Source organism: Aporhodopirellula sallentina SM41 (assembly GCF_000346505.1).
In the GTDB taxonomy this organism is placed as follows: Bacteria; Planctomycetota; Planctomycetia; order Pirellulales; family Pirellulaceae; genus Rhodopirellula; species Rhodopirellula sallentina.
This window is the reverse complement of sequence record NZ_ANOH01000474.1, coordinates 1-15,418: the sequence shown is the minus strand read 5'-3', so window position 1 is coordinate 15,418 and position 15,418 is coordinate 1. Positions and strand designations below refer to the sequence as shown.

4 protein-coding genes and 1 tRNA gene are annotated in these 15,418 nt (G+C 58.7%); 3 read left to right on the top strand and 2 right to left on the bottom strand.

Annotated elements, in window-relative coordinates; translation table 11 throughout:
* A partial coding sequence (locus tag RSSM_RS30610; RefSeq protein WP_044304092.1) for a pyruvate carboxylase occupies positions 1-3,132 on the top strand: 3,132 nt, incomplete at its 5' end.
* 101 nt (positions 3,133-3,233) lie between these two features.
* Here RSSM_RS30610 and RSSM_RS35120 read toward each other — a convergent pair.
* Positions 3,234-3,404: a hypothetical protein gene (locus RSSM_RS35120; protein WP_236621507.1), complete on the bottom strand. Its 171-nt coding sequence runs from the start codon at positions 3,402-3,404 to the stop codon at positions 3,234-3,236.
* Positions 3,405-3,769: 365 nt separating this feature from the next.
* Here RSSM_RS35120 and RSSM_RS30600 point away from each other — a divergent pair.
* Positions 3,770-3,843 (top strand) — tRNA-Asp (locus tag RSSM_RS30600).
* A 278-nt stretch (positions 3,844-4,121) separates the two neighbouring features.
* Here the strand turns inward: RSSM_RS30600 and RSSM_RS30595 are convergent.
* On the bottom strand, positions 4,122-13,772 hold the full coding sequence (locus tag RSSM_RS30595; RefSeq protein ID WP_008689154.1) for a beta strand repeat-containing protein: 9,651 nt from the start codon (positions 13,770-13,772) through the stop codon (positions 4,122-4,124).
* 378 nt (positions 13,773-14,150) lie between these two features.
* Between RSSM_RS30595 and RSSM_RS30590 the strand changes: the two genes are divergently transcribed.
* Positions 14,151-15,418: POTRA domain-containing protein (locus RSSM_RS30590; protein ID WP_236621506.1), on the top strand; the 1,268-nt coding region annotated here is incomplete at its 3' end.

Genomic DNA, 15,418 nt, shown 5'->3' with positions numbered 1-15,418 from the left:
AGCGAACGATCGCTTCGTGATCTCGGCGACAAAACGAGCGCCCGCAAACTCGCGGAAATAGCGGGTGTCCCCGTTTTGGGCGGAACCGCCGAATCAGTCACCTCTCTCGGCGAGGCCGAAGCCGCGGCGGAAAAGCTCGGCTACCCGATCATGCTCAAAGCGGCCAAGGGCGGCGGCGGTCGCGGCATGCGGGTCGTCATGAAGAGCGACGAACTCGCATCCTCGCTGGACTCCGCACAACGCGAAGCCAAAACAGCGTTCGGCAGCGACGAAGTCTTCCTCGAGAAATTTGTCCAGCGAGCCCGGCACCTCGAAGTCCAATTGCTCGGTGACCGACACGGAAACCTCATCCACCTGTTCGAACGTGACTGCAGCGTTCAGCGTCGACACCAAAAAGTCGTCGAACTCGCCCCGGCCCCTAACCTCGATCCGCAAATGCGGGAAGAGCTCTGCCAAGCCGCGATCAAAATCGGCAGGGCCGTCGGGGGTGGCACCGGCTATGAAAACGCCGGAACGGTTGAGTTCTTGCTCGACGTCGACGCCAACCAGTTTTACTTCATCGAAGTCAACCCGCGGATCCAAGTCGAACATACCGTCACCGAGGAAGTCACCGGCATCGACATCGTCCGCAGCCAAATCTTGGTCGCCCAAGGCAACCCGCTCGACAGCGACACCGTCGGGCTCGGCTCGCAAGAGTCGATCCGCACCAACGGGTTCGCGATGCAGTGCCGCGTTACGACCGAAGACCCCGCGTCGGAATTCCGCCCCGACTACGGCCGGATCAGCCACTACCGCAGTGCCGCGGGCCTGGGCATCCGGCTCGACGCGGGCAGTGCCTACAGCGGCGCTGTTGTGAACCCTTTTTATGATTCGATGTTGGTGAAGGTCACCGCGCGAGCCCACTCGCTCGAGGCCGCCGCGTCTCGCATGGATCGTGTGCTGCAGGAATTTCGCATCCGTGGCGTGAAGACCAACATTCCCTTCCTGCTGAAACTCGTCAACCATCCGACGTTTTTGTGCGGCGAAGCAACCACGCGACTGATCGACACCACCCCGGAACTGTTTCGTCTGCCACGTCGCCGCGACCGCGCGACGAAACTGCTGACGTTCCTTGCCGAAACCATCGTCAACGGCAACCCGTTGGTCAACGGACGCCCGCCCGCCACACGAACGCAGCCCGCACCGCTACCCGAATTCCCCAAACTCACACAAACACCACGCGGCACCGCCGACATCTTCCGCGAAGAAGGCATTGACGGCCTGACCCGATGGATCGGCCGTCAGAAAGGGCTGCTGATCACCGACACAACGATGCGTGACGCTCACCAATCGTTGCTCGCCACGCGCGTCCGCACCCACGACATGCTGCAGATCGCTCCGGCGTACGCCAATCTCGCTCCGCAGTTGTTCTCGCTCGAAATGTGGGGCGGTGCGACGTTCGACACCAGCATGCGGTTCCTCAAAGAATCGCCATGGCAGCGGCTCGCCGACCTGCGTGCAGCCGTCCCCAACGTGTTGACGCAGATGCTGCTGCGAGCGAGCAACGCGGTCGGCTACACCAACTATCCCGACAACGTCGTGCGGCTCTTCGTCCGCGAAGCCGTCCAAACCGGCATGAACATCTTCCGCGTGTTCGACGCGTTGAACTGGGAAGAGAACATGCGCGTCGCGATGGACGCCGTCCTCGCCGAAGGAGGCATCTGCGAAGCATCCATCTGTTACACCGGAGATTTACAGAACCCGGGCCGGACAAAGTACAACTTGCAGTACTACGTCGACCTCGCCAAGAAACTCGAAGCCGGCGGTGCTCACCTGCTCGCCATCAAAGACATGGCCGGGCTGCTCAAACCCAAAGCCGCCGTGACGCTGATCCGTGCCCTGCGTGAAGAGATCGGCATCCCGATTCATTTGCACACGCACGACACCGCGGGCATCCAAGCCGCCACGGTTCTCGCCGCGGCCGAAGAAGGGTTGCAGATCGCCGACGCCGCCCTCGCACCGCTCTCTGGCGGCACCAGCCAGGTGAACATGAACACGCTTGTCGAAGCCCTCCGGTTCACCGACCGTGAGTCCGACCTCCGAAGCGAAGCGTTGACGCGGCTCGCCACGTATTGGCAAGCCGCCCGCGAGTTCTACCGCCCCTTCGAGAGCGACGTCCTGCCCGCGACCGGCGACCTCTACGAACACGAAATGCCCGGCGGCCAGTACACCAACCTTTACCAACAAGCCCGCGCGCTCGGCCTTTCCGACCAGTGGGCAGGCGTCTGCCGCGCTTACGCGGAAGTCAACGAACTGTTCGGCGACATCGTCAAAGTCACCCCGACCAGCAAAGCCGTCGGTGACATGGCATTGTTCCTCGTCGCCAACGACATGTCCGCCAAAGAAGTCCTCACCAGCGACAAACAGCTCGCGTTTCCCGCCAGCGTCCTGGATCTGATCGGCGGACGAATGGGCCAACCGCCGGGAGGTTTTCCCGAAGAAGTCATCAAAGTCATCCTCGCCGGTGAAAAGCCGGTCGTCGAACGTCCCGGCAGCACCATGCCGGCCGCAGACATCGACGTCGCACGCAACAAAGCCGCCGAGTTGACGAAAGAGAAACCCAACGACCGCGACGCCGTCACGTACCTGCTCTATCCGAAGGTCTTCGAGGAGTTCGCCGCTCACCGAGAGACCTATGGCGATGTGGCTCCACTGCCGACACCGAACTTCTTCTACGGCCAACAACCCGGTGACGAGATCGCCGTCGACATCGAACCCGGCAAACGCTTGATCGTCAAATACCTCGCCGTCGGGCAGCCTTACCCCAACGGGTCACGCACTGTTTTCTTTGAACTCAACGGACAACCGCGAGAAGTGTCCGTCATCGACAAATCGCTGAACGTCGAAGTCAAAGCGGCCATGAAAGCGGATCCGGACGATCCGACACACGTCTCCGCTTCGATGCCCGGCATGGTCATCACCGTCGCTGCCGCCGAAGGCGAAAAAATCAAAGCGGGACAGAAACTACTTGTTCTCGAAGCGATGAAGATGGAAACCACGATCAACGCCCCCGCCGACGGAACGGTCGAAAAAATCCACACCCCACCTGGCACCCAAGTCGAAGCCGGCGACCTCCTGGCGATCGTCAAATAGAACGCCCGCGACCCAATCGCAAAACAGTCGCCCGCAACCGTTCCCTGTAGCCTGCAACTTCACGCAATCTGCAATTTCACGAAGCCTGCAACCTCACGTCGTCAGATTTTCAGGGTATTTCCCTTCAAACAGACGAATCCAAACAACACCGACGCTGCCGCCATGATCGCCCACTGTGTTTTGTTCAGGTGTGTCGCGTAGTGCCGCAGCTCGTACCACGAGTCCCAGAACCAGTCGACAACGGAAAAGGCGAGAAAGAAGTAGTCCATCATTTTGAGTTCCCTCAAGTGCTCGAACGAAAATGGAATTCCGTCAAACCCTAGGTCACCCCCAACGGCTTCAACGGCAATCCCAAAATTTCCGCCCGAATCTCGCGCGAGAAAATTCATCACACCCTGAAAAACAGTGTTATTCCGCACAAAACACGTCCATCCCCACAAGGAATTAACAGAAATTTCGATCTCCGTGCTGACACCTATTGCACGAGACGATGCCATGGATATACTTCCACGCACCTGAGCCAAGGAGGCCAACACTTCCTTTTCTCAGAGCCTTTTGATGGAGACGAAAAGCGTCGAAATCGGAGACAAAAAGATCAAGATTGGACCAGCTCCAAGACGATCAAGCTCTCACCCAAGGCGCGGTAGCTCAATTGGTTAGAGCCCCGGACTGTCGATCCGGAGGTTGCGGGTTCGAGTCCCGTCCGCGTCGCTCAAAAAAGCTTGGCTTTCCCAGCCAAGCTTTTTTTATGCGCCGACCCAACCAACACCCCCAACCCGTTGGAGTGATGGCTTTCGCCGATTCGGGACAACGGAGACGGATCCCCGGTGGGACAATTAACTCGGACGATGCTTTCGGATCGCCGGCCGGTCGCTGCCTGCACCCTACCGCTGCTTGAAGTTTGACGTGTTCGATTCCTGCAGCTGGATTCGTCAGAATTCAGGTCACCGACGTTTGGCGACATCGGCTGCGTCATTCTTCAAAACGTCCTAGCTAGGTCCTTGTTGTCGGATGAAGGTTTCGTCGCCTCGTTGGTCGACGTTGAGCTGAACTGCTCCATCATTGCCAGCGTCGCTTGAACCGTTTGAGACCAAATTTGCGACGAACGTTTTGAACTTTTCAAACCATCCGGTGGCGGACTGCGCGGTGTCCGAATTCGACTGCGATTCGGTTTCGGCTGCTGCCGCTGGGCGGGTGAAGGTGTCGTTGGTCGTTTCGGATACCGATCGAGTCAGGGCCTCATTGGATAAGGCGGCTCCGGTGCGGATGAGGTTGAGCGGATCGAGGGAGTTGAGCTCGTAGAGCGGGGCGTTGACGGTGGTTTGTTGGCCGAGCCGGTTGCCTGTGTTGGGCAAGTTGATTTCGGTTTTGGCGGTGAAGCTGCTGTTGCCGCCGACATCGATGGTGGTGCTCGGTGTTTGACCGAGGCTGCCGTTGGTGGCGGTGCCGGTGAAGTCGACGTTGGTTTCCACGTTGCCGAGTAGTAGGTCGCCGGTGGACTGACGGATGATTCCGTTGTCGGCGTCCAGGTTGACGATGCCGGTGAAGACATTGCCTTCGTTGTCCAGGATCACGTCACCATTGGCACCGAGAAGGGTGTCACCGCCGACTTTGACTGTGGTACCGGGATGCTGCGTGAGGTCGCCGTCGATGGATGCGGCGAGGAACTCTCCGCTGGCGTCGATGTTGCCGAGCGTCAATCCGCCGTGTCCGTCGAAAAGGGCGATGTCGTCGCCGGTGGCGTGGACGGGGCCGACGAAATCGTTTTGGATTCCGTACAAGTCGATGTCGCCGCCTGCGTTGATCGTGGTGGTTTGACCGACGGTGATCGTTCCGACGGTAGATTGTCCCACGTTGCCGGCGGCGTCGATGTCGAGATTGCCGGTCGCGGTGATATTCTCCACGCCAACGTTGCCGGTTTGACTGTCCAGTTTGACGTTGTGGCCAGACAAGTTGTTGACGTTCAAGTCACCGCTGGTTTGGGTGATGTCAACGTCGCCGGTGACTTCGATTGTTCCGGTCGTGCTTTGCGTGAAGCTGTTGTTGACGGTGAACGTGCCGTCGACTTCGATCGAGCCATCGTTCTGGGCAAAGTCATCAGCGGTGAAGGTGCCGGCGGTCACTGTGCCGCCGTTTTGGGTGTAGGTGTCAACGTCGAGGCTGCCGTCGACGTTCAGCGTGCCGCTGTCGACTTGCAGGTTGCCGCCGAGCAGGGAGTCAATTTCGACGGGGCCGTTGACGGTGTTGTCAAACGTGGGCGTGACGCCTTGCGGGATGACGACGTTGGCCACGTTGGCGAGATCCGGAACTGCGCCGCCGGCCCAGTTTGAGGGATCATTCCAATCGCCGGTCGTGCCACCAATCCAGGTGACGGTGCCCAGACGCGTGATGCTGCTGGCGGTGTCATCGGCGAAGGTGATGTTGTAGTTGCCGCCGCCGTTGCTGTCGCTGATCGAAATGTTCGATCCCGCGAGCGTTTTATTGGTGCCAACGTTCTTGTCATCGTAGGTCAGTGTGATCGAGGCAACGCTGTCGGTGGCGATACCGAGTGCATCGGTGAAGGCGTGGAGCTGAGTTGCAGTGGCTTCGATGTTCGTGTTGCCGTCGTAGACCTTGGTGACCGTTGGCGCGGTGATGGTCACGTTCTTGGGTGTGATGATGCCATCGTTGGCGGTGAAGGTGCTGCCGCCGGATAGGTAGTAGTTGTCTGCGTCGGTGCCGCTGAGTTCGAGGTTGCCGACCGTGTAGTTCAGCTCCGTGCCGGCGTGACGATCGGCGTAGCTGCCTTGGCCGTTCAAGGTGAACGAGTCGCCTGAGATAGCACCGGTTTGATCCAGCGACAGGTTGGTCATCGATTGGTTGCCGTCGTACGTTTTGCTGACGCCGGAGGCACCGACGTTGATCGCGGCTCGAGTGACCGCGTGGTTGCCGACTATGTTCACACTGTTGGAGAAATTGCCGCTGGTGATATCGATGTTTTCCATGCCGAGCGAAAACGCACCGACGTTCGTGTGGTTGGATGTGCTGAGTGAGGATCCACCGAGGACAACGTCGAAGGCTGCCGATCCGCCGGAACCGTCATCAAAGACGTAGCGGCCATCGACGACAGATGGAGCGGCGAGTGTGTGAACGGTATTGCCTGAGTCCATGTACTGTGCGGACAGAAGCTGCAGGCCGAGCAGGTCGCCGTAAGTCGAACTGCTGTTGTCGAATCGCACGAGCAATTCTTCGGCGGGGACGATCGTGTAGTCGCCAGTGACAAAGGTGATGTCGTAGTTAGTGGAACTCCAACCGCTGGCGGCCAGGGCGTCTGTGTAGGTTCCGGCGGATTCGTCGGCTCCCATTGCGCTTCGCGTGATCGATAGTGATCCGGTCAGGTCAGACGTTCCTTCGCCCGCAACGAAACCACTGTAGCTGGCTCCGGCGTAGCCAGTCGCGTCGGTTTTGGTGACGAACTTGGCATCGTTGTTGGCGGTGATCGTCAGTGGTGCCGGAGTGATGTCGGCGGTCAAGCCGGTTGGCTGGTTGATGCTGTAGTTGTTCGCGTCGTCGCCGGTCAGGGTGAGTCCGCTCACAACGATGGACTTGGACGTGCCGACGTTTTTGTTGTTGAAGCTGGCGATCGCTGATCCGTTGACTTCGACAACATCGACTCCGATGGCCGCTACGGTTGCCGTGCCGCTGAGCGTGGCCAGGGTCGTGCCGTCGTAGACTTTGTCGTCACCGGTGAGTCCTGAAACGTTGATGGCAAGCGGAGTGATGTCCGCTGATGTTGTATCCGATGTGCTGGCAAGGGCGTAGTTCGCCGCGTCGGTGCCGGTAAGGTTGAGACCGGTGATGTGGACGGTTTTGTTGGTGCCCGCGTTCTTGTCAGTGAAGGCGGCGGTTCCCCCGATCGTGACCAAGTCGCCCGTGACCACGCCGCTGGCCGTGGCATTCATTTGCGCGGTTGTGGTTCCGTCGTAGACTTTGTTGTCGACGACGATCGGGACAGAGATCGTTTTCTGGTTGACGGTTAGCGTACCGCCGGAGTAGCCATCAATGGCGTAGCCCAGTTGGCTGGTGCCGCCCGAAGCGGTCAATGTGTGATCGCCCGCGATGTGGTTGCCGCTGGTTGAGAGGTCGCCGCCAACGGTGATCGTCGGTGCAACGCTGAACGCTTGAGCGACCGTGTCACCGTTTTGTGAGTTGATCGTACTCGTCAACGTGGGGGCGGTGCCGTAGGTGCTGGACGTGTCGGCGGCGGTGACGGTGATCGAAGATTGTTCGCGATAGATTCCGAACAGTCCGGTGTCCAGGGCCAGCGAGTAGTTGGTGGCGGATTCGTCGCTGTTGTATCGGAACCGACCACTGCCGCTGGTTAGCAGATCGGTCAGACCGAGGCTGTCAGCGATGCTGCCGGTGAACAGGGTGGCTCGTCCGCCGGTGCCAACGGTGATCGATGGCGAATTGGATAGAATGAGGTTGCCATCTGTCGCGGTTCCAGCGGCAGTCGTTCGTCCAGCGTTCAGCATGATGGCGGACGCGGTTGCGTTGGTCGTCGAGACGTTTTGGGAGATGGTCAAATCACCGGATTGGGTTGCCAAATTCAACAAACCACTTGCGGCGATTCCGTTTTGCGAACCAACGGTGCCGATCGTCAAAGCGTCTGAGTTGTAGAGCGTCACGTTGCCGAGCAGCGTGCCGGACTGGCCACCGGCAAGCGTCCCGATGGAGTTGGCGACATTGTCGAGCGTGAAATTGCCTGTGCCTTGCAGAGCGAGATTGTCGGTCGTGATCGCGGTTGTTTGAGTCGCGTTGCCCAACACACCGAGCGTGAGCGTGTTGCCTGCGGTGGTTTGCAGCGTGTTGTTGATCGCCACGTTGCCGCCATGAATCGCTACGTCACCATCGATGATGGTCGCGGTGTTGACGCTGATGTCGGAGGCGTTTCCTGACTTGCCGAGCGCTAATCCGCCGAGCGTGTTTGCGAAACTGTAGTTGCTGGTCAGTGCACTGGAAAAGCTGGTGCCGGTGGGCTCGATCGTGACTGTGCCAGTTCCGGTGAAACCGCTGGTGAGCGGCGCGGTGTTGTTTTGAAAGACAATCCCACCGGTTACCGCGGTGCTGCCAGAGTAGGTGGCAAGGCCGGATGCGGTGAATGTACCATCGCCCGCCTTTATCAAACCGCCGGTTCCGGAGATGTTGCCGGCGAAGTTGGTGGATGTGCCGTCGCCACCGGTGGTGAGTGTTGACGTGCCGAGCGACACATTTCCGCCCGTGCTGCCTCCACCCGCGAGGGAACCGATGGTGAGATTGGAAAGCAGGTTCAGGCTGGTGTCGGCGACGTTGGCGAGCGTGACGGCGGAGTCATCGCCGAGTGCGGATGCGTTGCTGGTCTCGACGATCCCGCCATCGATGGTTGTCGCGCCGGTGTAGGTACTTTCGCCAGACAGACTGAGTTTGCCGGCGCCCGATTTGGTCAGTCCGCCGCTGCCGGCGATGATGCCGGTGTATTGCGTTGTTGTGCCGGTGGCGACTTCGATCGCTCCATCATCGTCACCGAGTTCGATGCCGCGATTGCTGTTGAGCGTCGTGTTGCCAGTGACCAGCAGCGTTCCGCCGTCGAGTGTGAGATGCGATTCGGTGGGACTGGACGGTGCCGGGCCGAGGTTGGCATCGCCGCTGATCGACAGTTTTCCTCCGGTGATCGTGGTCGAGCCGGTGTAGGTGTTCGTCGCCGAGAGAACGAGTGTGCCTTCGCCGTCTTTCGCGAGCGTTGCGTCGGTGCCGGAAATCACGCCTGCGATTTCGCTTGCACCGCGTGTCGTGACATCGAGTGCGGCATCGGTCGCCAATGAAATGGCGTTGGCATCGAGCGAATGGGTGTCGATGGTGAGGTTGGCTAGCGTGTTGTTGCCACCAACATTCCCTGCGATCGTGGTGTCGCCGGTGGTGTCGGTTTCGATCGTCAGGTCATGGGCTCCATCGATTGTGCTGGTGGCTTGGATGTCGCCGGTGTCTGTGGTGGTCAACGCGAGATCCGCGGCCAGCGTGATGGCACTGCCGAAGGTTTGGTCGCCGGTGGTCGTGATGTCGCCACCGAGATTGGCGAGACCGGTCACGTCGAACGAGGACGCCGCGGCGATGTTGGCGGTCGTTTGCACGGCGGCGTTGATGGAGATGTTACCGAGTGCCGCGTTGCTGCCGACGGCTCCATTGAATTGCACCCTGCCGGCGGTCGAACTGGTGCCGCTGACTCCGACTGAAAAGCCGTTCCAGGTTTCGTCGCTGAGGCTTTCCCATGAGAGCTCGGAGAACGCATTGTTGAAACGGATCGTGCCGTGCGGTTCGCTATGCCCATCGCTGGCGCTGTTCATCCCGCCGTCATTGAGTTGGAATGTGTCGCCCACAATGGCTTTGGTCATCGTGCCACCGCCATAGTATCCCGGGCCGGCACCGTTCAATCCGGAGTACGATTCGATCGTGAAATCTTGGTCGAATCCGTATCCGTTGCCGTTCATGCTCATGATGCTGAAGGCAAGATTCTCGACCGATTCGCTGAAGGATAGCGTCTGGGTTCCTGCGTATTGCAATTGAATCAGGTCGGTTGTGGATGGACCGTTGGCCACGTTGTCGCTGACGTATGGCGACTCACCCACGAAGGCGGCTCCGCTTCGTCCCGTCCAATAGTTGGTTCCGCCGGACGTTTGGATGCCGAATATGCCTTGCGGGTTATGGTAGGTGACGGTGATGACATCGGAGCCGACGGTGATCGTACCGGTTGCTGTCCTGCTGACCGAGTCCCACGAGGTCCAGTCGACCCAGTGATAGACGTTGCTGGGCGTGATCGTGGCGGTCAGGTCCCATTGGTTCGCGGCGCTGTCGGAATCAACGGTGGAATGGAACAGGATGTCGTTTTGGATCGTCGAAAAATGCGTGTGTGCACCGAGTACAACCGGGCTGTTGTAGGTTTGAATCCCGGTGGTGTTGATGGCGCCGCCGTTGATGTGAATGCCGCCACCTGCGGTGACGTTCAGTGCGGACAGAGCCTTGCTGGTTCCGGCGGCTCCAGCGAACGTGACGCTGCCGAGTCCCGCGTTGATGGTGAGCGAAGTGGGGTCCAGGTTCGTTTCGCGGACGTATCCCAAAACAGAGTATTGGCTGCCTTGAGTTGCGTCGAATGACTTGCTCGCAGGCAAGTCGTTCCACAGCCCTTCGGTGCCATAGAATTGGCCATAGCGTTCACCGTTGGAAGCGAGGCCGCCGTTGGGTTCGCCTCCGCCAAAGTTCGAATACCATCCTGATTGGGCGCTACCGCCACCGCTGCCAGATTGAGTGAAGAAGTTTTGCCCTTGTTCGGGGCCGTCTGCCCATGTCCATGCATACGATCCGGCGGGATCGGCTCGATAGGCACCGATCCACGCACCTTGATAGCCGGCCGAGATTCCGGCAATGGCGTTTTCAAGTCGCGAGGTGATTGTGACGAGGTAGCTGTCACCGAGGGAGTCGCCACCCTCGGTGCCGTCCTTTGCATCGGTCCGGGCCCATTCCCATGCGTTGGATTGGCCGTCGGGGCCATCGACGTAGGTGTAAGCGTTTCCGGAATTCAGCAGACCATTCAACGCGATGTCGCCGCCGGCTGAATCGAGCGTCACGCCGTTGACATTGGCGAGAATGGTTTCGCCGTCGATCGTGAGGTCGCCGCCATCGGTGGCGATCGATTGAGCGTTGTTGCTGCTCAGGTAGACGTCGCCGCCAACTTTGACGGATTCGCCGCCGACGGTTGCGGTTTCGCCATTGCCGAACTTCACGTGGCCGCCGCTGGTCGCGATGACGTCGGAGAACATGGTGTTGATGCCGTCGCCGGAGTTGTCGGCGTCGGCCCAAAACTGAATCGATTGGGACCCGTCAGTGGTGGTCAGGTCGGCGTCTTCCTGCATCACGACGTGGCGATCGGCTTTCAATAGCGTGCTGGTGTCCGCGTTGCCGGTTCGTGTCACGGCACCGTGCAGGTTCAAGTCGTTGCCGCTGACGATGCTGATGTCGCCAAGGACATCGATCGGAGTCGTGATGTCAACGTTGCCGGTCGCGGCCGAGAAATCGATTGCACCCTGGACGGTCAGTGCGGTGGCGTCGACTTGCAATGTCGACGCACTGGTCACGGTTAGGTCTGACGAAAAGTTTTGGGCGCCAGTGGTTGCGACTGCGTTGCCGTTGACCGAGATGGAACTGCCCGTCACGTCAAGCGAAGCGAGCGCTTTGCTGCCGCCGATGCCGCCGCCGAAGTTGACCGAGCCCGTGGTGGTGACAGTGAGTGGTGATGCGACTGCGTTGGTTTCTTTGACATACCAATCGAGCGTGGTGGATGTCGTCGGCAAATCGTTCCAGTTGCCTGCGGAACCAGTGAATTGGTGAGCGGATTCACTCTCGGTGTCGAGCGACCCAATTTCACTGCCCGTCCAGTTGTTTGGCTCGCCGGGGTTCCAGTTGTTGAAGAGGTCGTTTTGAGATGTGACGCCCCCAGCGGAGTCTTGCAGAGCATAGATCAAACCTTGGCCGTCGTCCTGCAGACCTTCGGGGCCGGTCACCCATCGCCACGCATCGTCGGTTCCGATGCCGGTGACGCGTCGTCCACCGAGCCATGATGGTAGGTAGTCCACGGAGATACCGGCGATCGCGTTTTCCAATCGCGAGGTGATTGTGGCGAGATAGGTGTCGCCGGTCTGGTCTCCGGTGCCCGAGGCTGCGGCGGTGACGGCGTTTGTCCAAGTTTGCGTGCTATTGACGCCTTGATACGTGTTCCCCGAATTGACCACGCCAACAAACGTGATGGCACCACTGCCAGCGTCAACGGTCAATCCGTTCGAGTTGGCGACAATGGTTTCGCCGTTGATGGTGATGGCGCCGCCAGCGGTTTCAAACGATTGAGCGACCGATCCGTTGACGTACAAATCCCCGCCAACCTTGACTTCCGTACCGTTGATGTTGGCGGTGGTTCCGTCTCCAAAGCTGAGGCTGCCGCCGTTGGTTTTGATCGACTGCGCCGAGACGATGTTGATGCCGTCGCCGGAGTGATCGCTGTCGGCGAGAAGCCGTACATTCAGTCGGTTCTGATTGCCATTTTGTGTCGCGTCGATATCCGCAGCGACCTGAATGTGCCGTGCCGCTTGCAACGTCAGCGTCGCGTCGCCCAGCATAGCGTCGGTGGTGATCGCACTGGTCACGTTGATGTCGCCGTGCCCCGAGTTATCCCCGGAACTGCCCAGCGAAGCATTGTCGGCGGTGGTCGTGATGGTCACGCTGGTGCCGGTTTCGAGTGTACCGGTGATGTTGCTGGCAGCGACGGCGTCGATGACATAGTTGTATGGATCGATCAACCATAACCCACCGTTTCCGTTTGCCGCTCCTGCATCGACTTGGATCCCGTCTGTTTGGACGCTGCTCCCGGAGGTTTCAATGCGACCACCGTTCCCGAACAGGTCACCTGCTCTGGCAAGTAGGGTTCCTGCGACGCTGGTGATGGAATCAGTGTTGAAAATGTCGGACCATAGGACAATTGTTCCGCCGTCGCCGGTCTCGGTTGCGGAAGCGTCGATGGTCGCCCCGGCATCCATGGTGACCGTGGTCGCTTGAGTCATCGTGCCGGAGCCTTGCCAGTCACCTCCGACGAGTACTTCGCCGCCGCCGTGTGTGCCGCTGGCATTGATGGTTGAATCAGCCGCAAGCGTGATTTCGTCGGCTTCGAGTTGGACGTGCCCGCCAACTGTGGGATAGGCTTCCAGCCTGTCATTCGAATCATCAGTCACGACGTGAGAAGTCTGGCTAGCCGCGATCGTTCCGTCGTGCAGAATCTTGCCATTCGGATTGACCAGATAAACCTCGCCGCCGCTGGTCGCCGCACCGGTCGCTCGGATCGTTCCCGTGTTTTGAATCAGACCCGCCGTCGGGCTGATGCCACTTTCCAGTGTCGCCATTGATGGCTGCACATAGGTGACTCCGTTGTCCAACGTCACGCTGCCACCGGAAGACAATGTGATGTTGCCACCGTTGCTCTGGATCGTGCCGTTGTTGGCAATGTCGCTGGCGATCAAATGAGCACCACCGCTGCCCGTCACAATCGTGCCGTTGTTGACGATGCTGCCCGCACCTTCGCCACGAGTGAACGCGAGTGCCCCGCCGTTCATGAAGTCTTGGTTGGTGACATCAAAGGTCGACGCGGTGAAACCGTTCGTGTTCACCATCCCTGAACCGGAGACAACGATCCCGGACGGATTGACTAAAAAGACGTTGCCGTTGGAGTTGATCGTCCCAGCGATCGTTGACGGCATGCTCGGCGTCGTGACCCGGTTGAGGATCGACGAGCTGGCGTCGGGCAGATTGAAGTTGGCGGTGTTGCCCGCACCGACGCTGAACGAATCCCAATTCACGATCGCGCGGTTCGTCGCCGCATCAACATTCATCACGCCCGCAGCCTGCGAGATCGCGGCTTGTCCCGCCACGACGTCGGCCCCGGTTGGCATCTGTGCCTTCACGGTTCCCGCGGACATGCCCGCGGTACAAATCGCAGCAAACAACGCTGCCCGTTTTCGTTTCCCACCTCGGCTGACGGAAGAAATTGCCGATGCCGATCGCTTTGTTGGATGACCTAAAGAAGTCATATCTCAATCCTTGATTGTAAGTGCCCCGCCGAAACTCCCTCATGGAGAATCAGGTCCTAAACACTTACCGATATTTTGAGTTTGTCAGTTAGGTTTTCCTTTCTAATTAACGAAAACTGAATCGCCTCGTGGAATGAATCACTGGCATCGTTTGAACACAGTCAAAAAGAATTCTTAAAGGCGAACCACTCCAAAACAAATAGCTGCATTCATTACAATCCGCACGATACGCCGCTAACAAATCGCATTTCCACTCAATCGTCTGCCGTACACTAGTTCAGTAACTGATGCGACGATCTAGTCCCAACAGAGCGGAGGTAAGAATGCGAAGGATCGCATTTATTGATGGCCTCCGTGGGGCAAGTCAAGGATGACGGCATGTTTCGTTTGTTTGGACGGGTTGCGCTCGCGGTATGCGCAGTGGGACTCGTAACGTTCGCATCAGAACCAGAACTACGCGCGCAGAACTACGAGGCATACAAACCTCTCAAGTTACCGCCACGTCCCGGGGCACTCCCGGAAGTTGATGCGAAAACCGACCTGCCCGCGCCGGTTGAGGACGACCGCATTTTGGTGCAATCGCTCGAAGCGGTTGTGATCGTCGACGACGGCGACAAAATCGATAGAACCTCCGCGATCGACTCGCTAGTTGGAATCCACTACGACTTCGACGAGTCTGATTCACTTGTCTACAAGCATGCTGTGCGATCAATCGTGCACAGAGCGATCGGACAACCGATTACGTTGCGACGGATCAATGAGTTGTCGCGTAATATCATCGAACAGTATCAACGATGCAAACAACCGATCGTGGATGTCGTGATCCCTGAACAGCGAATCACGGGCGGTACGCTGTATCTTGTGGTCACCGAATCCAGAATCGGACGAGTGTTGGTTCGCGGCGGAAAGCATTTTGATTGTGAACCCGCGTCGCGGTGGATCGCAAAAACACGTCGTGGCAATCGCATCTATGAACCGCATATCGAAAACGATCTGTTCTGGATGAACCAGAATCCGTTTCGGCGAGTGAGTGTGGATTTCAAGAAGGGCAGCACTTCTGGAACCACCGACGTCATCTACGAAATCGAAGACATGTGCCCCATTCGAGGCTACATGGGAATCGACGACAGCGGAGTTTCCACACTGAACTACGGTCGCTTCTTCACCGGATTCCAGTATGGGAACTTCCTGGGCCATGGCGGGATCATCGGCTACCAGTTCACCACCGACGAAGAGTTCAAACTGCTACACGCCCACTCGGTTAGCCTCGATCAACCGCTCAGTCGTGACTATTCGCTACAAGCGTACGGCAGTTGGGCAGGTGTGCGTCCGATGATGACCGGTGGGTTCGCACAGGATGGCGAAAGTTATCAATTCGGCGGCCAACTGATTCGACATCTCTCACGCGATCGTTTTCACAGTCGAAACGTGAGTGCCGGATTCGATTTCAAATCGACGGACAATAACTTGGAGTTCGCCGGAAGCCAAGTCAGCGACTCCAACGCGGATCTGTTCCAATTTCGCTTTGGGTACGACAGCATCGAGCGGATCGACATCGACCAATACCGTCTGTTTCGAATCGATCTTTTCATCGGCCCCGGCGGCGGCATGACAGGGAGTCATTCATCAGCCGCGTTTGACACGAT

Bases quoted from the DNA above. Each gene is read 5' to 3' on its own strand.
- RSSM_RS35120 (WP_236621507.1), bottom strand. From the start codon at position 3,404: ATGATGGACTACTTCTTTCTCGCCTTTTCCGTTGTCGACTGGTTCTGG.
- RSSM_RS30595 (WP_008689154.1), bottom strand. From the start codon at position 13,772: ATGACTTCTTTAGGTCATCCAACAAAGCGATCGGCATCGGCAATTTCT.